The 22527-nt window shown below is 54.6% G+C and carries 14 protein-coding genes; 4 read left to right on the top strand and 10 right to left on the bottom strand.

Going from position 1 to position 22527, the window contains the following annotated elements; all coding sequences use genetic code 11:
* Positions 1–24: 24 nt before the first annotated feature.
* Positions 25–873: a MotA/TolQ/ExbB proton channel family protein gene (locus tag QEH57_RS06040; RefSeq protein ID WP_309005792.1), complete on the bottom strand. Its 849-nt coding sequence runs from the start codon at positions 871–873 to the stop codon at positions 25–27.
* A 229-nt stretch (positions 874–1102) separates the two neighbouring features.
* Between QEH57_RS06040 and QEH57_RS06035 the strand changes: the two genes are divergently transcribed.
* Both QEH57_RS06035 and QEH57_RS06030 read left to right on the top strand, forming a co-directional pair.
* On the top strand, positions 1103–1717 hold the full coding sequence (locus QEH57_RS06035) for a hypothetical protein (RefSeq protein ID WP_309005791.1): 615 nt from the start codon (positions 1103–1105) through the stop codon (positions 1715–1717).
* Positions 1718–1755: 38 nt separating this feature from the next.
* Positions 1756–2493, top strand: a complete 738-nt coding sequence (locus tag QEH57_RS06030; RefSeq protein WP_309005790.1) for a hypothetical protein — start codon at positions 1756–1758, stop codon at positions 2491–2493.
* Here QEH57_RS06030 and QEH57_RS06025 read toward each other — a convergent pair.
* The 3 genes from QEH57_RS06025 to QEH57_RS06015 are packed head-to-tail and all read right to left on the bottom strand — an operon-like array spanning position 2462 to position 6146.
* The gene (locus QEH57_RS06025) at positions 2462–4891 is read right to left on the bottom strand and encodes a VTT domain-containing protein (protein WP_309005789.1); all 2430 of its coding nucleotides are present in this window, start codon (positions 4889–4891) and stop codon (positions 2462–2464) included. The genes QEH57_RS06030 and QEH57_RS06025 overlap by 32 nt on opposite strands.
* On the bottom strand, positions 4888–5640 hold the full coding sequence (locus tag QEH57_RS06020; protein WP_309005788.1) for an NRDE family protein: 753 nt from the start codon (positions 5638–5640) through the stop codon (positions 4888–4890). Before QEH57_RS06020 ends, QEH57_RS06025 begins: the two co-directional genes overlap by 4 nt.
* Positions 5640–6146, bottom strand: a complete 507-nt coding sequence (locus QEH57_RS06015) for a hypothetical protein (protein ID WP_309005787.1) — start codon at positions 6144–6146, stop codon at positions 5640–5642. The genes QEH57_RS06020 and QEH57_RS06015 overlap by 1 nt, the downstream gene beginning before the upstream one ends.
* A 237-nt stretch (positions 6147–6383) precedes the next feature.
* Between QEH57_RS06015 and QEH57_RS06010 the strand changes: the two genes are divergently transcribed.
* Together QEH57_RS06010 and QEH57_RS06005 are read left to right on the top strand one after the other, a co-directional pair.
* Complete coding sequence (locus QEH57_RS06010; protein ID WP_309005786.1) at positions 6384–8453, top strand: PAS domain-containing sensor histidine kinase; 2070 nt, start codon at positions 6384–6386, stop codon at positions 8451–8453.
* Positions 8454–8466: 13 nt separating this feature from the next.
* Positions 8467–9918 (top strand): response regulator, encoded by a 1452-nt coding sequence (locus QEH57_RS06005; RefSeq protein WP_309005785.1) that lies wholly within the window; start codon positions 8467–8469, stop codon positions 9916–9918.
* Positions 9919–10171: 253 nt separating this feature from the next.
* Here QEH57_RS06005 and QEH57_RS06000 read toward each other — a convergent pair whose 3' ends face one another.
* From QEH57_RS06000 to QEH57_RS05975, 6 genes are read right to left on the bottom strand one after another with little or no spacing between them, the layout of a single operon-like run.
* The gene (locus QEH57_RS06000; protein ID WP_309005784.1) at positions 10172–11410 is read right to left on the bottom strand and encodes a PD-(D/E)XK nuclease family protein; all 1239 of its coding nucleotides are present in this window, start codon (positions 11408–11410) and stop codon (positions 10172–10174) included.
* Between the two features lie 52 nt (positions 11411–11462).
* Positions 11463–13061 carry an RNA-directed DNA polymerase gene (locus tag QEH57_RS05995; RefSeq protein ID WP_309005783.1) on the bottom strand — a complete coding sequence of 533 codons (1599 nt, stop codon included), beginning with the start codon at positions 13059–13061 and terminating at the stop codon, positions 11463–11465.
* Positions 13062–13067: 6 nt separating this feature from the next.
* Positions 13068–16310 carry a DEAD/DEAH box helicase family protein gene (locus tag QEH57_RS05990; RefSeq protein WP_343224756.1) on the bottom strand — a complete coding sequence of 1081 codons (3243 nt, stop codon included), beginning with the start codon at positions 16308–16310 and terminating at the stop codon, positions 13068–13070.
* A 2-nt stretch (positions 16311–16312) separates the two neighbouring features.
* Entirely contained in the window at positions 16313–18526 is a 2214-nt protein-coding gene (locus QEH57_RS05985; protein WP_309005781.1) for an AAA family ATPase, read from the bottom strand.
* A gap of 18 nt (positions 18527–18544) precedes the next feature.
* Positions 18545–19894, bottom strand: a complete 1350-nt coding sequence (locus tag QEH57_RS05980; protein ID WP_309005780.1) for a restriction endonuclease subunit S — start codon at positions 19892–19894, stop codon at positions 18545–18547.
* Positions 19895–19896: 2 nt separating this feature from the next.
* Positions 19897–22209: a class I SAM-dependent DNA methyltransferase gene (locus tag QEH57_RS05975; protein WP_309005779.1), complete on the bottom strand. Its 2313-nt coding sequence runs from the start codon at positions 22207–22209 to the stop codon at positions 19897–19899.
* Positions 22210–22527: the final 318 nt, after the last annotated feature.

Raw genomic sequence — 22527 nt, 5'->3', positions numbered from 1 at the left:
GGTTGCTGGGTTCCTGCCTCCCGATTAGCGGAAGCTGATCTGGGTTTCCTCGTGCTCCGGCGTCTTCATCAACGCCACGACCCGCTTGGTCGCGAAATCCTTCAAGTCGATCAGAAGCTTCTCCTGCTTCGACTGAAGCAGATGGAGGAAAAACATGAGGGCGATGCTTAACAGCAGGGCGATCAAAGTAGAGTTAAAGGCCAGGCCCAGCGCCGCCGTTACCCCGGAAATGTCGCCACGGATGGCTTCGTCAGCCAAGGCCAACGCTTCACCGATACCGCGAACCGTCCCGATGAACCCCACCGATGGGATCGCCCAGGCCAAGTAGCGCAGCAGGCCGAGATCGGAGTCCAGCTCGTCGTAGGCCATCTCCGAGCGCTCGTGCACCGCGAGCGAGGCGTCCTGGATCGAGCGGGTCGAGTCGAAGCGATGCAAAGCCGCCAAAATGATCTCCGGCAGAATCTTGTCCCGCAGACGAGGCGTGCGCCGCACGTCCTCCTTCAATTCCTTGTAGTGGGCCAGCGAGTCCTCGGGGATGATGCGCTCGCCCTTCGAGATCCCCAGGAAGGGATGGCTAACGATGGCGCGCTCGCGGGAAACCCGATACGCCTTGTAAGCCAGGATGATCATCGCCCAGGACATCAGCATCAAGCAGACCATTTGCTCCTTGTCCTTGAGGATGATTACGATCGAACGGTTCGCCACGCGGGGCTTGTCCGGGTTCTGGTTCGCCTCCACGAGGCTGGCGATCTGGATATCTTCCGCAACCGGCCAAATATAGTACCGATAGGCCGAAAAGACGACTAGGACCGAAAAGACGAGGCCCAGAGCTAAAACTACAAACTCGCGGGACAGAAAGCTGTTCCTCTTCATATAATTGCTAGGTGATCTTGCTGTTGTTGGGGTAAGATGCGGCTAAGTTAGCTCAACTCGACGGGAAATCCAGTCTCGCATAACAATCTGTATACGAAGTATGAATCAACATAGTTTCATTGAAATTCGCGCCCAATAGGACTAACTAATACCCTGATTCCACACCCATACCCCGAAAAAAAAATTTAGCGAATCCAATCAATACATCTCAATCGTAGTTAACTGTAATATGAACCGGAAGTACGCCCTTATCTCCACCCCCCTCGCCCTTCTCGCCTCCGCAGCCCTCATTTTCCAAACGGGATGCGCCGGACCTGCCGCGTCCAAGACCGTGAAAGGAGCAACCGTAGGAGGCGGAGTCGGCGCCGTCGGCGGCTTGATCGCCGGCGAAGACGCGGGCGGAATCGCAGCCGCAGGCGCCGCGGGCGCCGTAGTGGGCACCGTAATCGGCGCCGTAGCCCAAAGCCGCGAAAACAAGCGCCAGGACACTCTCGCCCAGCAACGCGCCTACAACCAAGCCATCGCCATGCAGAAGCGGGCCCAGGAGAAGGAAAAATCCCAGCTCCAGGAGGAACTCGAAATCGCCGAAGGTTTCCGCATCACCGCCGAGGAACTCGACGAGATGACCAGCCGCGCCGAATCCGCCGAGGAACGCCTCGCCATCCTTCAAAAGAAACGGGACGCTGCCATCGAACGCAAACGTGAGCTCGACGAGCTCGAGCAACGCGAACGCGAAGCGCTCGCCGAAGCCGCTCGTCTAGAAAAGGAGCTCGCGGAGCTCGAAGGCGGCACCACCACCGCCTACAAGAAGACCACCGAAGAGCCTGCTGAACCGCAGCTCTAAACGGTACGGTCTCCCAAAATCGCAAGAATCAACACGCCATGACCAAACAACTACGCAACATTGCGGTCGGATTGCTAATGGCCTTACTTTTGCAGGCCTGCAACACGACCTACGAAATGCAGGTCGACGCGATTAAGAACCCAAGACCTATCGATCCGGACGCCGACTCCTACGTGCTCATCCCACGCGATCCCGCCCAGGATACCTCGGACCTCCGCTATCAGGAAACCGTCAAATGGATCAAGACCGCCCTCTCTGCCAAGGGCATGTACGAGGCCCTCGACCCGCTCGAGGCGGACATGGTCATCGAAGTCGACTACGGCATGGAGCCGCCCCGACAAGAGATCCGCGTCGTAGAAGTTCCCGAGTACCGCACCGTGCGTGGCCCCGGGCACTACACGATCCAGACCGTCTACGACCCCGTCACCAAGACGACCAAGTCCTACCGCGTCTACGTTCCGGGCAGAACCTCCACCGAGCTGGTCGGCTACTCGCAACAGACCCAGACCATCATCATCAACGAGAAGTACATGGTCCTGACCGCCAAGCAGAACACCCTCGCCGAATCCGGCGACACTGCGGCGGAAGAGCTCTGGAGCGTCACCGTACGCAACGAAGACTCCAGCACCGACCTGCGGGAATACCTGCCCATCATGGCCTCCGCCGCGACCGACTACATCGGCGAAGACACTGAAAAGTCGACCACCGTTCGGCTCAAGAGCGACGACGAGGTTGTGGCCTTCGTCAAGCAAGGTCTCGCGAAGGAAGCCCTCTAAAGTGCCCCCACGCTAACTTCAGCACCTCTCTTTTCGAAACCGGCTCGTGTCCCGCGAGCCGGTTTTCTTTTGCCAAGGCAAAGATGGCTCGCCACTGCCGCATCAGGCTCGCCCACCCGAAAAGCGGACCATGGCAGGGGTCGTACATGTGGGTGGGCTCGGAGGTGATCCCATTCAGCTCGATCACCTTGATACCCTCTCCGCGCTTCAGGGCCGCTTCGCTGGGAACCCGCAAATCGTAGCGACCGAAATGGAACCCCTCGATCCCTCTCGAAAAACGATCCACCTCCGCAACGAGCTCCGGCGTGATCAGCGACGCGCCATCCAGGAAGACCGCCCCTCGACTGTGCGTCCCGATCGACGCCAGCATGAAACGCTTGCCCGCCTCAGGAACGGACTCCAGCTCCGCTGCGTATTCCTTCAGGAAAAAGGGAGCCATGCACACCGCCCGCTTGTCCTGAAGGATCAGCGTTTCCAGAGTGGAGATCCCGTCTCCTTCCACCCAGGTCATGCGCTTGTCCGTTATCGAAGTGAGCTCTCCAAACTGCCGGCTGGCGAAGCGCTGGTAGAACACTCCGTACTCCGAGCCCTCCACGTACTCCTGCACGATCGTATCTTCCTGCTGCTGCTCGAAAAACGACCGTGCCTGAGCCTCCGAGCGAACAAGGGTGACCCCCTGTCCCCGTTGCCCCACGTCCGGCTTCAAGACCACCGGATAATCCAAGCCGAGCCGCGCCCTGAACCCGTTCAAGCGTTCCAACTTCGCGGCAAGCGGCAGCTCCAAACGAATCGCCTCGAAACGGGCTATCGGTACCCCAGACTTCTCCAGGTGCGACAGGATCTGGATCTTCGACTCGTAGACCAAGCCGCTGGCGGGCATGCACGGATTCACCGAAAACGGCAGCGTTACCGAGCGATAGCGAATGGCGAGCCACAGAATCTGCGCCAGCACCGGCGCGTACACCGCCCAAATCGGCCAAAACTCCCAACAGCTCATCCGCTTCCACTTGCCATACAGAAGCCGACGTCCCTTCCAGCTCGCTAGCTTGGAAATGAGCCGTACCCCAAGCCCGAAACAAAGAATCAACGCCACGATCCCGAGCCAGCCTCCCGCTCCCAGCGACTCGAAGAAAGCCAAGAAACGCTCCCCGAGAAAGTAGGAAAGCAGCACTAAGATCGGAGTCCAAATCGCCGCAGCCAGCAACAAGGCCAGCGAAAAGCGTATCCAACTCACCTTTACCACGCCAGCAGCAAAATAGGTCGGCACCCGGCTCCCCGGAAAGAAGCGCGTCAGCACCACCAAGGCCACCCCTCGCTTCTCGAACCACTCGGAGCTCCGCCCCAGGGCTTTGGCGGAAACGAGATGGCGCAAGACCGGCAGCTCCATAGCCGTCGCCCCGAAAATTCGCCCGATAAAGTAGATTCCCAAATCCCCGATGAAAATGCCCAACAGGCAGCCAAGCACCGCAGGCGTCAAAGCGATCGCCCCGCTCGCCGCCAGCAGCCCACCGCCGATGCAAGCGAAGTCCTCGCTGGCGAGCGTCGAGACCGCCAGAAGAAAGCCGCCCCACCCCGCACCGAGCTGGGCTCCTGGAAACGCATCGAAAGTGGGCAATTCCTCCTTGCCGCCCCGCCTGACCGCCACCGCGCGCGACTCGTTCGCTAGGAAAGCACCCAGCGAAGCCCCCCCCTCGAACCGCTTCACCTCCACCTCCGCCCGCACTGCCTCGTAAGCATCCCGAGCCCCCGAGGCGGCGAAGCCCTCATCTTTTGGATACAAGACCGACAGATCGCCTTCGTAATCGTAATAAAGCTGGGACGCTGCCGCCTGGTCCGCGTCGTAGACCCGCTTCGCCGTTTCGTAGTTGTAAGGCAGCGCCTGCCCTAAACCGAAATGCGGAACCCCTTTGTCCAACAGCCAAAACCAAGCGAGCTGGAAGGTCTTCAATGCCCGATTCAAGCGCTCGTCGCCCAACAATTCGAAGCGAGTCGAAATCGCCGGCGAAACCAGCACCAAGGAATCCGCGCCACCTGGCAGCGCCGACGCTAAGTTCAAGGCATCGATCGAGCCGTATCCAATTCCCGATACCACTACTCGCCGGGCGCCTGCAGCGCTTACTCCTTCCGCCAACGCCTCCAGGGGAAACGCGCCCTCGGCAAACGGCGTCCAAACGACTGCCTCAGGCTTGCTCGCCAAGTCCATCTCCAAGGCCCTCAATTCCTCGCCACTGCCGCCGATCCGGCCAAACAGCACGTAGAGGTCCTTTCCGCGCGCCTCAGCTCCATAGGAAAGATCTCGCTCCCCATCGTCGTCCTGCCTCCCTTGCCAGAGGTGGGAAGCCAGCAACGCCGCCGCGTAAAGGGCGAACAACAAGGTCCGTGTTCCCAAACGACTCACGCCTCTCCCCTCGCTAAGCCTCCGCGCGGCAAGGACACTTGCGTTTCCGGCCCGAGCGACCTCGATTCCCCCACGACCGGCCAGTAGCGAAAGCTGACGCCTCCCCGGTCCACTTCGATTTGGGAAAGATTATGCGTGCGCGAATCCTGCCTCAGCATCAACGCGTTGAAGGCCGGGTCCGGATGCAGCGGCACGGTAAGCAGCTCCCGCATTTCTGCTGGCGTCAAATACTCCCGGCCTGCCCTCAGCTCGTCGTATCTCGATTCTCGATACGCTTGCACCTCAGCCGTGCGATACGAGGAAGTTGTCACAAAGCCCTTCCCAAAGCTCAAAGGCGAAAGCGATTCACCGTCCCAAGCGAAGCCTTCCACGCCATCGGTATCGGCCAAGCCAATCAAAAACGGGTTGTAGCGACCGGCAAAGGAATCGGCCCGCAGCGCCTCAACCCCTTGGGCCCGCGTTTTGCAGCTCGCGTAACGCAGCGGCAGCTCTCCACGGCTGCGCGCATGTCCCAAGGCCCCAGCCCCTCGGGCCTGAGCTCCGTAATTGTTCAGGAGAAAGACGCACAGCCCGAATTCGTTAACCGCGAGCCAAGTTCCTCCCGCATCCGGATCGATGGCGGCGATCCGCTTCGTTTCGCCGTCATTCAATACCGCAGGCGGACGGGCCTGGCTGCGCGTCTTGCGCTCGTCCCGGTTGAAAAAGAGCGACAGGCGCCCTTGCCCCACGCTCCAGGTGGCGGTACACATCAGCGCTGGACCGAATTGAGGAACTTCAGGGTGGACGGCGCCACTCCAAACCCTTCCTCGGGAAAAATCCCCTGCATGCGACTCGCGATCGCGATCAGGGCAAAGTGATGCACCGTATGGCTCACCAAAAACTGCAGCTCGCGCCCGAAGCTGGATACCGAGTGCAGGTCCTCTCCTTCCGTCGAAGCGCAAACTTTCACCCGTACCGTCGACTCCACGTCGACCTCCGCCGCCTCCAGGCGCCCAGAGACCTCGGCCAAGGATTCGAGCGCCACCGCGAGCTCCCGCTCCTCCAAAGTGTCGCGCTCCCGATTGTCGTAATCGATCAGCCCGACCGCTATTCCCTCCAAAAACGAGCGATAGTGGTCGAGCACATGTCGAAAATGAGCCCCGATTCCCGAACCGTAGCTCGCCGGATCCGTGGCGTTGAAAGTACGTTCATCGTGGCGAGAAAGCAGCTGTATTCCTTGTTGCAGCAGTTCGCAGTTGGCACGGAGCAGGTTCATTTAGAAGGGATTGGTAAGAGAGTCGTTCTAGTGTCCGCTTATTCCGAGTAAACCCAGATTTTCGAAAATTTGGCAAGAGCGCTTAGTACCCTTTGCAACAAGGCCCGATTCCCTCCGCTAAAAGGCTTTGACCTATGCAGACGACAGGATTTGCTGAAACCTCGATTCCCCCAGCCCACGCCGCTTCGCCGCCGGCAAGAATCCAGTCCTAAAACTCCATCTCCTAAACAAGCTACCGTGCACGGAAAAACTTCACCCGAGCCACGCCCCGAACTCCCACGTACCCACCGCGTCGAGCTCATCGCGTTTCCAGACAAAACGGGCGATGAACTCCGACGCGAGATCAACGGAAAACACGGCTGCGACTGCCTGCGCTTCCGAGAAGTATCCCTCGCTCCCGACATCCTGCTCGGCGACTCCCTCGTACGCTGCACCTGGCTGCCAACCCGCTTTCCCGTCCAGCCAACCCAGTTCGAAGGCGCCCACATCGCTTTCGGCCGCGACATCAGCTGCAACCGCCAGATCGAAATCATCTCCGCCGGCTACACCGCAGTGATCGACCTGGAGGATACGACGATCGAAGACGCCGCTAAGATCGTCGTCGCCTACTCCCAGCAATTTCACCACCGCCATCGCAAAGGCCCGGCAGGCCCCTCCGACACTCTCCCCTCCGCGCCCCCCGTCTTCCTCGCGTTGGACAAAAAGGACCAAGGTACCGAATACCTCGCCTCCGCCGTCGAAATGCTCGAAATCGGCGTCTACGTCCTCGACGAGCAAAACGGAGGACGCATCAGCGTGTGGAACTCCGAAATGGAGCGCCTCTTCCTGCGCAGCAAAAAGGAAGTGCTCGGCAAGCAAATCCATCAGCTCTTCGACGATCCGCTCGTGCAGGACGTCTTCCGCGACATGCCGAACCCCTACAACCGAAATCGGGCCATCTTCCCCAAAAAAGGCATCACTCGCAGCAACTTCATAGCGGACATATCCAAAACCCAACTACGGGACAAGGACGGGAAGCCCGCCGCCATCGTCGGAATCATCCAGGACGTCACCAATCGCATCCATTCCGAGAACCGGCTCATCGCCGCCTTCAACGAACTCGAAACTTCGAAAGAGAAGCTTGAACAAAGCAACCTCGAGATCCGCAAGGGAATAGAAAAGGCCAAGAAGCTCGCCGTCGTCGCCCAATCCTCCAACAAGGCCAAGTCCTACTTCCTCTCCAACATCTCCCACGAGCTGCGTACCCCCCTCAACTCCATCGTCAGCCTCACGCACGCCCTCCTGGAAGGCACCTTCGGCGAATTGAACGCCAAGCAGCACGAGCACCTCGAGATCGTCTCCGATTCCAGCAAGCACCTCCAGTCGCTTATCAACGACATCCTCGACCTCTCCAAGATCGAGCTCGGCAAGATGAACCTCAAGTTCGCCCCCGCCAGCGTCGAAGACGTAGCGCGATCCTCGATACGCATGATCGAGCAGGAAGCCTCCCTCAAAAACGTATCCTGTATCCTAGAAATCCTTACCAATCGAGATTCCCTCGAAGTCGACGCCAAGCGACTGCGGCAGATCCTGCTCAACCTGCTCGTCAACGCCGTCAAGTTCACCAAACCGAACACCAACGTCACCCTGCGCATCCTCGAAGACAAGGACCTGCAAGCGCTCGCCTTCCAGATCATCGACAACGGCATCGGCATCGACGAAGAAAACTTCGCCAAGATTTTCTCCCCCTTCACCCAGCTCGACGACTCCCTCTCCCGCCAGTACGAAGGCACCGGCCTCGGACTCGCCATCGCCTCCAAGTTCGTCGAGCTGCACGGAGGCGGCCTCAAAGTCCAGTCCACGCCGGACGTCGGCTCCACCTTCACCGTCACCCTTCCCCTCCACCAACCCCGAGACGACGGCGACACCACCCTGCGCCCCACCCTCGCCGAAATCGCAACCCACGCGAAATCCGGACGCGACCTCCTCCTCATCGTCGACGACAACGAGCTCTCCGCCCTCCGCATCGAGGACCAAGTCAAGCGCTTCACCTCCTACAAGCCCGTCCTCACCCTCCCCAACGAAATCTCCGCCTACCACGACCAAGTCGCCCCCAAAGCCATCTTCGTCGACCTCAACATCATCTCCTCCCACGGCACCGACTGGATCCAAAACGCCCGCAAGCTGCCCGCTTGGAAAAAGGCCAAGTGGATCGCCCTCGGGTCTCTCGACCTGCCCGACAACCACAAGGCTGCCCGCCGCCTCGGCTTCGACACCTGCAGCTGCAAACCCATCTCCCAGTCCCTCCTCTCCAAGATCCTACGCTAACCCCATACCCGCGATGCCCAAAAGCTCCCTGTCCACGATTCTCGTGGTCGACGACAACCTCGGGGCGAGACGCTCCATCGAGGCGCTGCTCACCCAAGAGAACTACCGATTCCTCCTCGCCGACAGCGGAGCCGCCGCCCTGCAACTGCTAGAATCGCACACCCCCGACGTCATTCTGCTCGACGTCATGATGCCCGGCATGAACGGCTTCGAGGTCTGCCAAAAGATCCGCAGCACCCCCTCCGTCTCGGAAATCCCCATCATCATGATCACCGCCCTCGACGACGAGGAATCCATGATCCAAGGCATCGACGCCGGAGCCGACGACTTCCTCTCCAAGCCTATCAGCAAGATAGAGCTCCGCTCCCGCATCCGCAGCATCCTGCGCCTCAACCGCTTCCGCAAGCTCTGCGACGAACGCCAAAAGTTCGAGCTCGTCGTCGCCCAGTCCCACCGCGGCTACGTCGTCATCGACGAAAACAAACGTATCATCTCCTCCAATACCGCCGCCAAAAACATGCTGCAAATCGGAGACGACGGCGAACAGGAGCATCCCCACTTTTTCGATACAGCCCGAAAAAACTTCACAATCCAGCCCAACAACATCGAGCAAACCCTCGACGACGAAAACGCCCCCCAGCTCGACCCATTCATCCTCGTCCGGTCCGTGCAAAACGACCAGGCCGCCCGCTGGATCCGCGTCACCTTCCAAGATATCGGACTCACCCACAGCCACCAACACTTCCTCCGGCTCGAAGACATATCCGACCGCATCGTTTCCTTCCAGGAGAAGCACACCTTCTCCCGCATGATCACCCACAAGCTGCTCACCCCCCTCAACGCCATCAAGGCGGCCCACCAGCTTCTGGATACCAACGACACCAGCCCCGAACGCCTCGCCCAAATCCACAAGATCCAAAAGAAAGGCATCGACCGCCTCGAATACGACATCCACTCCATCCTCAGCTTCCTCGAGTCAGAACGAAACCCGCGCAACTTCCTCACCATCGCCGACGCCCATATCCACATCCAACGCCTCGCCGAGACCTCCCCCTTCCACTTCAAGGTTCACCTCGAAGACGAATTCGCCTCCAACGACGCCATCCAAATTTCCGGCCACGGCTTCGACGCCTGCCTCCGCGAAATCGTCGAAAACGCCATCAAGTTCCACCGCGGCGCCACCGTTTCCATCAACTGCTATATCCGCAAAGCCCCCCATTCGCCCGAAGTCCAGATCCTCTTCCAAAACAACTCCTACCCGCTCACCAAGGACGAGCTCGCCAACGCCTGGAAGCCCTACTGGCAAGCCGACCGCTACGTCACCGGCGAAATATCCGGCATGGGCCTGGGCCTCTCCCTCATCGCCGCCAACATCTGGACCGCCGGCGGCACCTGCAAAATCGAGAACCACCCGCCCACCGACGGCGTCCAACTCACCCTCACCCTCCCCATCCGCCCCCAATAGCCCGCCAAAGCTCACACGAGAGACGCGAAGCCTAGCTGAGTCAAAAGGCACAAAAAAAGCCACTTCCCAGAAGCGGCTAACAAATCCAAGGCGTGCCATCCGAAGCCTCCGGCGAAGGATGGTGGAGCCGATCGGACTTAGCCACTATTGTTGCTAAACAATAACTTACGCACTATTCTAAATTTCATTTCGACAAAGTTTAGGCGCATTCAGAAATCGTGTGATTCGCTAAGAACTGATCGAAAACGAACTATCACTGATCACGCAGAAGAAGATCCCGCCCTCTCTTAAAATGGTCACGGATTTCACTGACAACAGCCTTCGTTTGTTCGCTCCTAATTGCTTCTGAGGCCCATTGAAACATACGCTTCGCCACTGCCTCAGTGTCGACTAGGTCCTCCTCACTCAGCTTGAAATTTTTCGGGTGCACATGAATCTTCACCCAATACATAGGAAGTTCCTTGGCTCTCCTCCCAGCGCTGAAGGGTTTCTCCGTCCCCCGCTCCCAAAGCGGCGCCACCCACTCACGAGGTGCTTTGCCAGCAACGAACATCAGGTAAGGCTTTTTTCCCGTCAGATTTATTTCTCCGACAACCAGTCGGTTACAATTGGGCCACGCACTTCCAATCGAGTTTTCTGGGATATCCAATACTTTGGGAATGAACCTTATGTAGCTCTTGGAGGAGGCCTCCATCAAGATCCCCAACTCATCGGAATTCTGCTCTAGTAGATTATAAAATAAGTCCGAAGCAAGTTTCAGGTTATCAGGGCGATGCTCGAAGATGATGTCCAAGGCGCGTCTGTGCTGTTGATAGATCTTTTGCGCGATGCGGGCTATTTCAGATTCATTCATAAACTTTTCTTCTAGCAGCTTGAGGTAGTTGCGAATCAGTGTTGCAGGCTCATTACCAATCGACCTTTCGCGAGCCCGAATAGCTCCATCCAATGCCTTGTGAACCTGATCGTAGGAGGCGGGAATGAATCGGTCATCTTCAGCCTCCTCTGGATTTTTGGTCAGGAACAAGAACAAGAGCTTAGAATCAGTGCCAAACTGGCTCTCAACGACCTTTCGATATCGAGCTAACTGGTTTGAGTGCTGAGTGGAGTTCACTTTGTTCTCAACGCAGACAACCCATTTTTCTCGATTCACTAGCTCAATTTCGATCAACAAATCGATATTTTTCCACTCTCGGCGGACGCTAGTGTTAAGCAATGTCCACGCGTCGATGTCAATCGGAGATAGCTCAGGCACGGGCGATTCATGCAGGACTCTCATTAACCACTTTTTGAGAAACGAATCATCCAAGCCATGAGATTCAGCAGGATCCAAAAGCCACGCAAGGACGTTCGAATGACGAATCTCTCCGTATTCAAATTTCAATACTTGAAAGATATTAAAACCACCAATCGCCTCTTCTAGCTTCGTTAAGTTAGGACAATTTACGACTAGTTCGTTCAATGCGAAATAGTCCAATTTTGAATCTTCGTTCATAATTCAGAGAGCTTCTATCGAACAACAAATCGAAGGCTTCAGTCAGCGAAAACTAACTCGCATCCTTGTTCCTTCTGAGAGTGGGAGTGCGATAAAACTTATAATCGATAGCCTTGAGCTTTGAGAGAAACCTTTGCCCATGGTCAGACAGAACCTTCTCATCCCAAAGGTGATAGACAAAAAGCCACTGACGATCTTGGACTACACTACTTTGCTTTTTCAGTGCGTTTGCCATTTTTTCCAACTTCTGGAGGAGAGATGGAATCTGATGCGTCTTGGCATATTCATAAAGCAATGTATTCGTCACGCAATCTTCAAGAGTTCTTATTTCGGAGAGCTCATTGATCCCCATATTAACCTTCACATTGTATTTAATCGCCAAATACAGACTAATCGAAGCACACTGCGGGTAGACTTTGGCGAGGCTAACCCTAGCTAATTTCGTCGAGAAATCTGCTATCAACACCCTAAATTCTTTGGAATAGAAGCGGGCAAAAACTAATTCATCCACAAACGAAGCCAAATATGGAAAACTCAGAGCTAAGTTGCAGGATTTGATTGTAAAAAGGCGTTTAGCTCGAGTGCTCAGATTTACCGGCATGCACCGAAATGCATAGTTCAACGGAGCTGAGCTACCCACACGATTCGCTTCATCGACCGCTAGATCCAAAAAATTTCGAACAGAATCAAATCCGATCTCCTTTTTACTCGGAAACTGAAATGCCTTGAGCTTATTAAGCCAACCTTCATTAGACGGTAGTGGTAATGGAAGAGTTGAAGTTTTCCGCTCGTTTAGATTGAGCTCGAAGTCTCTTAATCGGAAAGCCAATAAACGAAGAAATCCCTCTGCGTCCTCTAATGAATCTGCGAAGAATTCATAATCATCGATGTGTCGGGTGAACCTCGAGTATCCCCCTTTCACGAGTTCATCGTCCACCTTCGTCAAAACGATCTCCGATATGATATTCGATGAATGTGGCCCTATGGCTATGCCATTGGTCTGCTTGTCTCGTGTGTTTCGAGTACAAGCATCAATCAAATTCCCAGCGAGTTTTAGGCTACGGCAACTTTTACCCATTTTCTTTCCGTGAAGTGCCCAAGGAATGGAGTGAGTGTAAATACTCGGAAAACACGATGAGACGTCGGCCTTCACTTTGAACAAGGCGCCACTTTCGTTTCTGAGGTCAGTCTCTTCGTTTTCATCTTGATCCCAACCCTTGTAGTTCATCTTGAATATACGTCCTTGACCAACGCGACGGACATAGATTCGGCTCTTTTTTGGCCACGGCTTTTCAAAGTGCTCACAAAGTAGATCCCAATGTTTCTTAATAGCCAAAGCTTGAACAACATGGCTTTCGGGGTGCGGAATCCCCATGTGCCTTGGGATGTTGATATCCCGAATAGCCTGAAACGGTATGAAATCGTGGACACGATTATCGAGTCGCGATTTAAGTTCATTTGCGTTGGTAGTATCCAACACTTCTAATTCATCAGATTCTAGAGAGCCCAATAGGCCTTCAGACGAAAAGCAATCAGGCAACTTTTCACAAAACAAACCATAGTCCACCAATCCAAGCAGCAACTCATCTTCCGAAAGTCGCTTGCTTAGTTTAGGATCGAAGAGCTGTTTTATTTTTGCTGGATCACTCATGGCTAGTTACCCCGCCCTCCTCAGGAGGTCGAAGATGATCCTTGCGAATTTGGCGGCGCGGGTGGAGTCGCCTAGGAGTTGCATCTTCTGGTTTTGGTGGACGTCGGAGCTTTCGATGATCGCGTCGAAGAGGGCTTTGTCGAAGTCGCCTAGCATCGCTTGCTCAGGACTATTGTTGGCGATCTGATGCATGATCTGCTCATTCTCCGCGAGTTTGTCGGAGATCGTGTAAGCGTAGTTCACCATGTCCTTGTCGCTTAGTTCGTCCGTCATGAAGACCTCGTTCAGGCGGTCAATAATCTGCGAGAGAAACTCCGCTTTCTTATCGGTAGGACGTGCCGACCCGAGTCCTTCACCCGGACTAAGTCCGCCCTTTCCTTCCTCGAGGATGAGGTCTTGTTGTCGGATTTTGGATACGCGGTAGTGAGTGAGGACAACGTTATCGAGATCGATATCTTCGTCTTCGTCGATAGTCTCTCGCAAGTTCGGCCTGAGCTCTCGAGCGAAGTGGCTGAGCTTCTCGAGGTCCTTGTCGTCGTAGTCCACGATCTGGCTCATGAACTCGTAAAAACGCACAAAAGTCCCGAGGTCCTTTTTGAAGATGTCGAGGGCGTCCTTCTTCCGCTTGGCCTCCTTGAACTCGTTTTCAGCGTTTGCGATCAGGACAGCATCCTTAGACTTCTTTGACCTCTCCAAGAGTTCTCTGGTTCGCTTATAGGCTGCAGAGGCCTCCTTGTACTGGTTCTTCCAACGTTCGATGCTGGGCTTGATGATGTTGGAGATAGCCGCCCCACTACGATTCTTGGCGAGGTAGGCTTTGCAGAATTGCTCGACCTCGTTCCACAGAAAGACTCCAGCTGCACGGAGCTTTTCGAAAAGGTCGTAGATGAGGTCAGGGTCGGATACGTCAGTAAGCTCCGCCGTTTTGTAATACGGGAGGAAAGCCGCCAACACCTCTTCCGGTTCGTTGAAGAAGTCTAAGACGAAGGTTCCTGTATCCGCTTTTCCAGGATAGGTGCGATTAAGGCGCGACAGGGTTTGCACGCATTCCACTCCGGCCAGCTTCTTGTCCACGTACATGGCGCAGAGCTTGGGCTGATCGAATCCGGTCTGGAACTTGTTGGCCACGATCATTACGTTGTAGTCCTTCGAGTCGAAAGCCTTTCGCATGTCGCGCCCCTTTAGGTTCGGGTTCATGTTCTTTTCGGTGAACTTTTCACCGAGCAGCGAAGCCGCATTGGGATCCTTGCTGTTGAACTCCACCTCTCCCGAGAAGGCGACCATACCATAGATCTTGTGATAGCCTTGGGCTGCGATGTACTTGTCAAAAGCAAGCTTGTAGCGGACCGCTTCCTTGCGGGAGCTGGTCACTACCATGGCCTTAGCTTGGCCGTTTAGCAGCCCGAGGACGTTATCCTTGAAGTGCTCGACGATGACCTGAACCTTTTGAGAGATGTTGTAGTCGTGTAGGCGTACCCATTGGTTGAGCTTTACCTTGGCCCGCTTGCTCTCGACCTCCTGATCGGCCTCCTGAACCTTGAGGGCTAGGTTGTAGGCGACCTTGTAGTTCGTGTAATTCTTCAGAACGTCCAAGATGAATCCCTCTTCGATCGCCTGCCTCATGCTGTAGACGTGGAAGGCCTCAGGCTTGTTATCCTTCGATGGGGCCTCATTTGGTCGAGGAAGCCGTCCAAAGAGCTCGAGGGTCTTGGTCTTAGGGGTGGCCGTAAAAGCGAAGTAGCTGAGGTTAGGCGAGGAACGGCGGGCCGCCAACGCGGCGTCGATGATGTCGTCCGAGTCTAGCTCCTCCTCCTTGGCCTCCGGATCGAGCATCAGCACTTCCTTGAGCTGACGCGCCGTGGATCCGCTTTGCGAAGAGTGGGCTTCGTCCGCGATGATCGCATAGCGACGCTCCCTCAAGCTGACGTTGTTCTCAATCGCTTTCAGTACGAAAGGAAAGGTCTGGATGGTGACGATGATGATGGGCTGAGAATTCTCCAGCGCCTTGGCCAGCTTTTCGGACTTCGAGCCTTCGCCTTCGTCGCGATTGATGCGGCCGACCACTCCATCGGTATGTTCGAATTGATAGATGGTATCCTGCAGCTGATCGTCGAGAACAGTGCGGTCCGTAACCACGATGACCGAATGAAACTGCTTGTCGCCACTATCCAAATACAGGGAAGAAAGCTGATGGGCGGTCCATGCAATCGAGTTAGACTTTCCCGAGCCCGCGCTGTGCTGCACGAGGTATTTGTGTCCCGAGCCTTCTGAGCGAGCCGCGCCGATGAGCTTTCGAACGACATCCCATTGGTGATAGCGGGGGAAGATCATAGTCTCCTTTTTGTACTTCCGACCTTCCCACGTTTCCTTCTCCTCGATTTGCAGGTGAATGTAGCGAGCGAGGATGTTGAGGATGTTGTCAGGCAGGAGCACCTCGTTCCAAAGGTAGTCGGTCGCGTAGCGGTCTCTGTCCTCGTGTTCGTCATTGCCCGCCCCGCCGTCTTTCGTGCCTTTGTTGAAAGGCAGGAAGAAGGTCTTATCCCCGTCCAGCTTGGTGGTCATGCAGACCTCGTACTGGCTCACCGCGAAGTGTACGAGAGCCCCACGCTTAAAGGTCAAAAGCGGTTCCGATTTTTTAGTCTCTGGATCGACCGGTAGGCGCGTCTTCCTGTACTGCTTGATGGCATTGTTGACCGCTTGCTTGAACTCCGACTTGAGTTCGAGCGTGGCAATCGGGATGCCATTGACGAAGAGAACCAGATCGATGCGCCACGCCTTGGCCTTCTTGCCCGTCGTTTTGAGCTCTACCTCCGTAGCCCAAGGACTGTAGACAAGCTCTGGCACGACTCGCAGACGGTTCTTTTGGTAGCGTTCTAGCGTATCCGGATTCAGATCATGCTCGGGCTTGAACTGGCAAAGGCTAAAACGTGTCCCTCGGTCGCGTAGTTCATGTCTCAATACGCCTAGCGTGCCAAAGGTCCGCATCTCGCTGTTGGGCGCGTAGGGGTCCGCCTTGTTGAGCTGAGCCGCTACACGCTCGAGAAAGCGTTGCTCAGTGTTGGTTGGATACAGACTGCAATACTTCTGCCATTGGACGTCCTGTGTGTCCTGAACGAACCCTAGCAGGTCCTCTGGATACAGAGCTAACTCGCGATCGTAGCGATCTGGTGAGCCGACCATCCAACCGTTGGCTTCCAGTTCTTCGAGGATGTTGGTTTGAAAGGTCAGTTCGGCGGAGAGTGAGGACATCATTACGACAGAGTTGATACCATTGATGAGTAGTGCTCGGGATCTTTCTCTTCTAAGCCGAGAAGTACATCGTTAACTCGAGCTTTGGTGATCGCAATGAAAGCTGGTTCTTGGAGAGCTCGTCCAATTCGTTGAAGATGAGACGCGTCGTCTAAAAGCCTATGGATTTCTCTACAGGATTCGGCTGAATCGAGGATCAGATCTAGTTTTTTATGCCAAGCTGCTATGTGCGGTTTCCGGAATCCGAGGTAGGCTTCCAAAAAGCGCCTTAACAAATTCGGTGCAGCGTAGGCCTCAAATTCTGTGGGGGATGGATTGTTGGCAAACGAGTGAAGCTGGTGGAAGATGAACTGATATTCGGAACTGAATTTTCTCAGCAAATTTGGAAGCTTCACCAAGTTTGAGAACGATCCTTCACAATCTTCTGAACGGACCACATAAAATCCCTCTGAATTGTCTTTTAGTTCCCTATCTTTGAGCCATCTCGCTTTTAAAAGGCTAAAAAATTCAGAGCTATGAGTTGAAACAAATATTTGGTGTGCTGCTTCGAGACGCTCCTGAATGAGAGCAGAAACTGCGTAAATGTGATTTGAGTCTAAGCTCGATATTGGGTCATCGACGTAGACGATGGAGCCTGCTAGATTCTCGCCTTCGCCCTCCAAACTCGTAACAAAATGAGCCAGAGCTATCGCTGTTTTCTCTCCATCACTAAGCTTACTGGCAGGAACTCTTCCGCGTAGCAGTTGAAATCTATTCTGCGCTATCGGCTCAACACGGATCTCGTTATCTTTTAAGAGAAACGAGACAAGTTGCGTGAATTCTTCCACGCCCCTCTCGGTCCTGTTTACCTGAGCTTCAATTCGATTTTCGATTCGCTCAAGCCTATCTTTGGCTCTGTTCGCATGTCCAACCCTTCTTTCTAAGTTAGCGATTCGTTCCTCAGACTCAGCGACTCGAGCATCTACAAAATGCGACGCTGCAAAATGCTGTTCTATTGAAGTACGAGCCTCACGCCGCACTGCACCCATATCTTGGATACGCTGATTGTGGCGACCTATACAATCATTCAGGGGGTCAAGATGCACAGTCCATTCTACAAAGCGACCTTCATCTCCATCCCAAGTTCTCGGGGTTTCTAATGCGGTCGTTTTATTTTCGAGTGCAGCAACCAAGCCTTGCCGAATCTCTGCAGCATCTTGAAGCCACGCATTAAGACCCGAAAGCTTCTGGCTCGCGTCATTTCTTAAATCTTGGAGAAAATCACGCTCGTGAATGCTTGGAGTGGCGAAGTCTATCGATTTTAGACGCGTAATTCCTTGGTTGATGGCGAGCAACAACTCTTGCGATGCAGTCGAGAAATGGCGTCGCAATTCCTCAAGTCGTTCAACCTGAATTTCTTCACCGCAGAATTGACATGTGTTTGTTTCGTCGTGAATGCCCAAACCTTCACGTACCCAGGCTTCGAGCTCTCTGTTTTCTCGTAAACTCTCTATCGCATCAAATGAGGCGGTCCGTCGTAGCAGTTCTCTTGCTTGCTGGATTTCTACTCTAAGATCAGGAAGGGACAACGAGACTGGCTCGATACGGTTGAATTGTTCTCCTGACCGGTTTGTTTCAACTAGTGCTTGTATGCGTTCCTCGGGTAGCAAATAAGCTGATGGGGCGTCTCTTACCGTTCGAACACGCTCTTGAAGATGTGCCCTGTTGAAATCGCGAACTCCTAAAAGCTGTGATATTGATCGAGCTCTCTCTGTTCCAGCATCGTTCAGCTGACGATTGATGGTATCAATGCCGTCACGCCTCTCTCTTATTCGACTGTTTAGAGCTTCTTGAGCCACAAGTATACGCTCTAAATGAGCAGTTTGTTCGAGGAATTCTCGACCAACTATGAATACTGCTGGGGCCGTGTGCTCTGTCTGGAAATTTGACTCAATGTATTCACGATTGAATACTCGTACAGGAGTTGGAGGTGTCCGATTTGCATCGGTGAGGTACGTTCCATCATCGAGCATCAATCTGAATTGACCATCTGGGTGCGGTAGTGGCTGGTCGTGAAACTGAAGAGATTGGAATAGGCGTGAAAGAGTGGTCTTCCCAGAATAATTCCACCCATAAATCAAGTTCCGTTTGGCGAAAACTGGCAGTTCGGATTGATCACTACCTTCAAAATCTCGGTAAATCCCGAAGTTTCGTAGACTGTCTATACGCCTAAGCATAATTAGTGTAAACTTGAGCTACGAAGTGGCTTCGGTTTCAAGCAGGGCTGGTGCTTGCCAATCGCGCACATCGAGCTTTCCGGTGACTGCAGCGGAGATAAGGGCAGTACGGCGTTCTTGGAGGAGCTCGATTTGCAGCGATGCTTTGTCGATAAGCTCGTCGTAGGATGACTCCATTTTGCGCATACTCTCCACTATTAAGTTTTGCTCCTCAACAGGGGGAAACGGCATGTCGATTTGACCAAGTTCATCGAAGTACAACCTGAGTCTCATTTCCATGATACCTCGGGACCAGCGCTTGAACTCCCCTTGGGCTAGCTTTGTTCTGAATAAATAGTGATAGAACCACGGATTGAGAGGCTTTCTTTTTCGAAGAATGTCGTACGCTGGACTGGTGACTCCTTCGAAGTCAGAGTATCCAACTGCTCCCATCCACGCTAGGAGTTTGTTCACGACGATATCGCCCTTTTTGACCAACCAATATCCATCGGTGCTGGATGCTTTGTTCCCTTTCTGTTCAAGGTCCTTTCGTGGACGCACTCCTATTTCAGTATAGACGCTCAGCAGCTCCATGCCGTTATCTACAGGCGAAGGATGGCATTCTAAGCTGAAAAGGCGTTTAGTTTTATGAACATCCCAATGCTCTGGCACATCGCCGAGCCATTCTACGCCGGAGGGTTTTAGGGGGGCGTTGGGGTTGAGGCCTTTGGTGACGGCGTGGCTGATGGCGGCTTGGCGTTTTTCTCTGAGCAGCTCGATCAACTCTTGTTGCTTTTCAATCAGCCGATCGATCTTCGCCGTCTTATGATCCAGAAAATCCGCTATTTTTTGCTGTTCTCCAATGGACGGTAGCGCGAGATGAAGATTCTCAATCACACCCATTCCAATATTGGGTTGAGTTCCCTGACTCCACGATAGCTCAACACTTGTTCGAAAGAAATCTGCCCTCATCGAGTAATAAACAAACCTAGGGAGCATTTTCCGTTGGTCTGCTCTTATGAGTGCGAGAGGCGACCAGATATTAAACTCTTCGTCTGTCTCGACCATTGCTATCGCTCCAGTCGTGTTACCCGATTTCACCATGAAAACATCGCCTAATCTCGGTAGACATTTCTTGCTGTAGATTATGTGTAAATCGCGGCTTATGTAACCACGTTTCCTATTGAAATCCAATTTGAATTCCTTGACCGCTTCAGCGGAGAGAAATGGAACACCCTCTTCTAGTATTTCGGGTGTTTCGTGCGGACCGTCCGTTATTCTTGTTGATACGACGAACTTAAGCGGAGTCCTATCCCAATCTTTTGGAATGTCGTCTAGCCATTCACTACTCGCATCACGGTATTCTGGATACGCTCTAAACTCACGCAATCTCACGAATGTACCTCCTGCAGTAACTTCATGATTTCCGCGCTGACGGCGTCTAGGTCCTTGTCGATTTCGGCGAGGTCGCGTGGGGGCTGGTAGACGTAGAAGTGGCGATTGAAGGGGATCTCGTATCCTACGATGCCGATCTCTCCGTCCTTGGCATCGGTCTTGGAGGCATCGATCCAAGCGTCGGGCACGTGAGGGGCGACTTCCTTTTGGAAGTAAGCCTCGTTGACCGCCTTGACGGGTTGGCTGGGATCAAGCGGGACGTTTTCGTTGTCCCGCAGGTCGCTGTCGGGCTGGTACTCGATTAGCTTTCCAGATACCTCGAAGAGGCCATAGAGGGGCTTTGCCGCTTTGCCTTTGTGGACCTTTTTGATGACTTTGGCGGCTTCGGGGTTTTTCCAACAGACTGCGGCCATGAGCTGCTTTTTCTCTTTGGCGTCGAGCTTGACACCGGAGGCTTTGATCGCGTCGTCAAAATCGTTGCGGTCGTCGTGTTGCTCGCTGCCAACTGATTTTTGAATACGCTGGGCCTTTAGCATGAGATCGCGCTGAGAGAGCCAGAGCTTGCGGCTGAGCAGGTCTTTGATCTGTTTCTCTTTTAGCTCCTTGAAGTGAATTTTGAAATACTTGCGGATGGCTTCCTCGTGCGCCTTTAACAGGCCGTAGCGCTCGCAGCTTGGCTCATCGGTCCAGTCACTGCCGAACTCACCAAAAATCCACTGCATGGGCACCTCGAAGGGTTTGGGAGCGAAGCGGAGGGTGGCGATGCGTTCGTCGCTGAACTGATAGGACTCGCGTAATGGGCGCTCTATGGTGAGGCGACGATAGCCGAACTCGTGGGTTTTGAAGAGCTTGGCGGCAAAGGTTTTCGGTGTATCCGCCTTGGCATTACTTGACTGGCGACCGCGATTGCTCTTTTGCTCGGCAGGTTTGTCTAGGTCGCGAGCGTCAATGGTCTCGAAGGCTCCGAAGGCGCGGGTAACGGTGGCAAGGTCCTCCTCGTCCATGAAGTTGCGCTTGGAGCCGAGGGACTTGCGCATCTTGCTGAAGAGGTTGACCCCATTGATGAGCTGGACTTGGCCTTGGCGCTCTTTGGTCTTCTTGTTGGTGAGGACCCAGATGTAGGTAGCTATGCCGGTGTTGTAGAACATGTCGGTCGGCACGGCGACGATGGCCTCCAAGAGATCGGCCTCGAGGATGTAGCGGCGGATCTCCGACTCGCCCGAACCCGCGCCGCCGGTGAAGAGCGGTGAGCCGTTTAGGATGATGCCGATGCGAGCGCCGCCGTCCTTAGGATCACGCAGCTTGCTGATGAGGTGCATCAGGAAGAGCAGCGAGCCATCGGATACACGCGGCAGGCCTGGACCGAAGCGACCGTCGTAGCCCTTCAGGGTGTGCTCGTCCTTGATGTCCGACTCGATCTTCTTCCAGTCGACGCCGAAAGGCGGGTTGGAGAGCATGTAGTCGAACTTGTCGGCGTAGAGCTGGTCCTGCGAGAGGGTATTGCCCAGCTTGATGTTGGAGACGTCCTGCCCCTTGATCAGCATGTCCGCCTTGCAGATGGCGTAGGACTCGGGATTGAGCTCTTGGCCGAAGGCGCGCATGACGGCTTGAGGATTGAGCTCGTGCACGTATTCCATGCCGGAGGAGAGAAAGCCTCCTGTGCCCGCTGTGGGGTCGTAAATGGTGCGGATGATTCCAGGCTTAGTGAGGGCGTCATCGTCCTCCATGAAGACGAGAGCGGTAGTAAGACGAACCATGTCTCGTGGCGTGAAGTGATCCCCTGCGGTCTCGTTGGAGCTTTCCGCGAAGCGGCGTATGAGCTCTTCGAATACGAGGCCCATCTCGTGGTTTGAGATGGCCTTGGGGCTGAGGTCGGTGGTGCGGACCTTTTGGACGATCTTGTAGAGAAGATTCGCGTCGTTGAGCTGGGCTACGAATTCGCCGAACTTGAAGTGCTCGAAGATCTCGCGGGCATCTTTGGAGAAGCTGGCTAGGTAGGAGTCGAGGTTTTCCTTGATGCTGGTTTCTCCCAGCTTGGAGAGGTCCATGCGAGAGGTGTTGAAGAAGGACAGCCCACCCGTGGCGCGGAGGATGAGCTTTTCCTGAGCCTCTTCAGGGAGGCCCATCTTTTGGACCTTTTCGGCCTCGGCGAGGACAGCGTCCTTGGTTTCTTCTAGAACGCACTCGAGGCGTCTCAAGAGAGTAAACGGGAGGATGATGCGCCCGTATTGGCTTTGCTTGAAGTCGCCGCGCAGGAGGTCGGCGAGCGTCCAGATGTAGGAAGCGAGGTTGTTTGACTGGGAGGACATGCAGGAGAAAGGGATGACGTGGCCCAATGCTGCTCAAGTGCTTGAGGAGCAGGATCTAGAGGGCTCACAGGTATCTAAAGAGGATCCACAGAGCTTGTAGGAAGCTCTCAGGAACCAAGCAAGTTTTTTGCAGAGAAATACCTACACTCGACACCGCCCCCTCTAAGGAATCTTTTTGAGCACTCAAAATGCCTCACGGGTGTCCGTCATTGGGCATCGCTCTCGACCGGCCGGCAAATCCATACCGTTTCCACAACTGAGGAGCGGTGTGGGGCATAGCAGGGAGCCTCTACGTCACCCAATTCTTGGCACGACCCC

Source organism: Pelagicoccus sp. SDUM812005 (genome assembly GCF_031127875.1).
Lineage (GTDB): Bacteria > Verrucomicrobiota > Verrucomicrobiia > Opitutales > Opitutaceae > Pelagicoccus.
This window is presented reverse-complemented; position numbering and strand designations above follow the sequence as displayed.

Excerpts from the sequence above, each read along its gene's own strand:
- QEH57_RS06040 (WP_309005792.1), bottom strand. The coding sequence starts at position 873 with ATGAAGAGGAACAGCTTTCTGTCCCGCGAGTTTGTAGTTTTAGCTCTG.
- QEH57_RS06035 (WP_309005791.1), top strand. The coding sequence starts at position 1,103 with ATGAACCGGAAGTACGCCCTTATCTCCACCCCCCTCGCCCTTCTCGCC.
- QEH57_RS06030 (WP_309005790.1), top strand. The coding sequence starts at position 1,756 with ATGACCAAACAACTACGCAACATTGCGGTCGGATTGCTAATGGCCTTA.
- QEH57_RS06020 (WP_309005788.1), bottom strand. The coding sequence starts at position 5,640 with ATGTGTACCGCCACCTGGAGCGTGGGGCAAGGGCGCCTGTCGCTCTTT.
- QEH57_RS06015 (WP_309005787.1), bottom strand. The coding sequence starts at position 6,146 with ATGAACCTGCTCCGTGCCAACTGCGAACTGCTGCAACAAGGAATACAG.
- QEH57_RS06005 (WP_309005785.1), top strand. The coding sequence starts at position 8,467 with ATGCCCAAAAGCTCCCTGTCCACGATTCTCGTGGTCGACGACAACCTC.
- QEH57_RS06000 (WP_309005784.1), bottom strand. The coding sequence starts at position 11,410 with ATGAACGAAGATTCAAAATTGGACTATTTCGCATTGAACGAACTAGTC.
- QEH57_RS05995 (WP_309005783.1), bottom strand. The coding sequence starts at position 13,061 with ATGAGTGATCCAGCAAAAATAAAACAGCTCTTCGATCCTAAACTAAGC.
- QEH57_RS05990 (WP_343224756.1), bottom strand. The coding sequence starts at position 16,310 with ATGTCCTCACTCTCCGCCGAACTGACCTTTCAAACCAACATCCTCGAA.
- QEH57_RS05985 (WP_309005781.1), bottom strand. The coding sequence starts at position 18,526 with ATGCTTAGGCGTATAGACAGTCTACGAAACTTCGGGATTTACCGAGAT.
- QEH57_RS05975 (WP_309005779.1), bottom strand. The coding sequence starts at position 22,209 with ATGTCCTCCCAGTCAAACAACCTCGCTTCCTACATCTGGACGCTCGCC.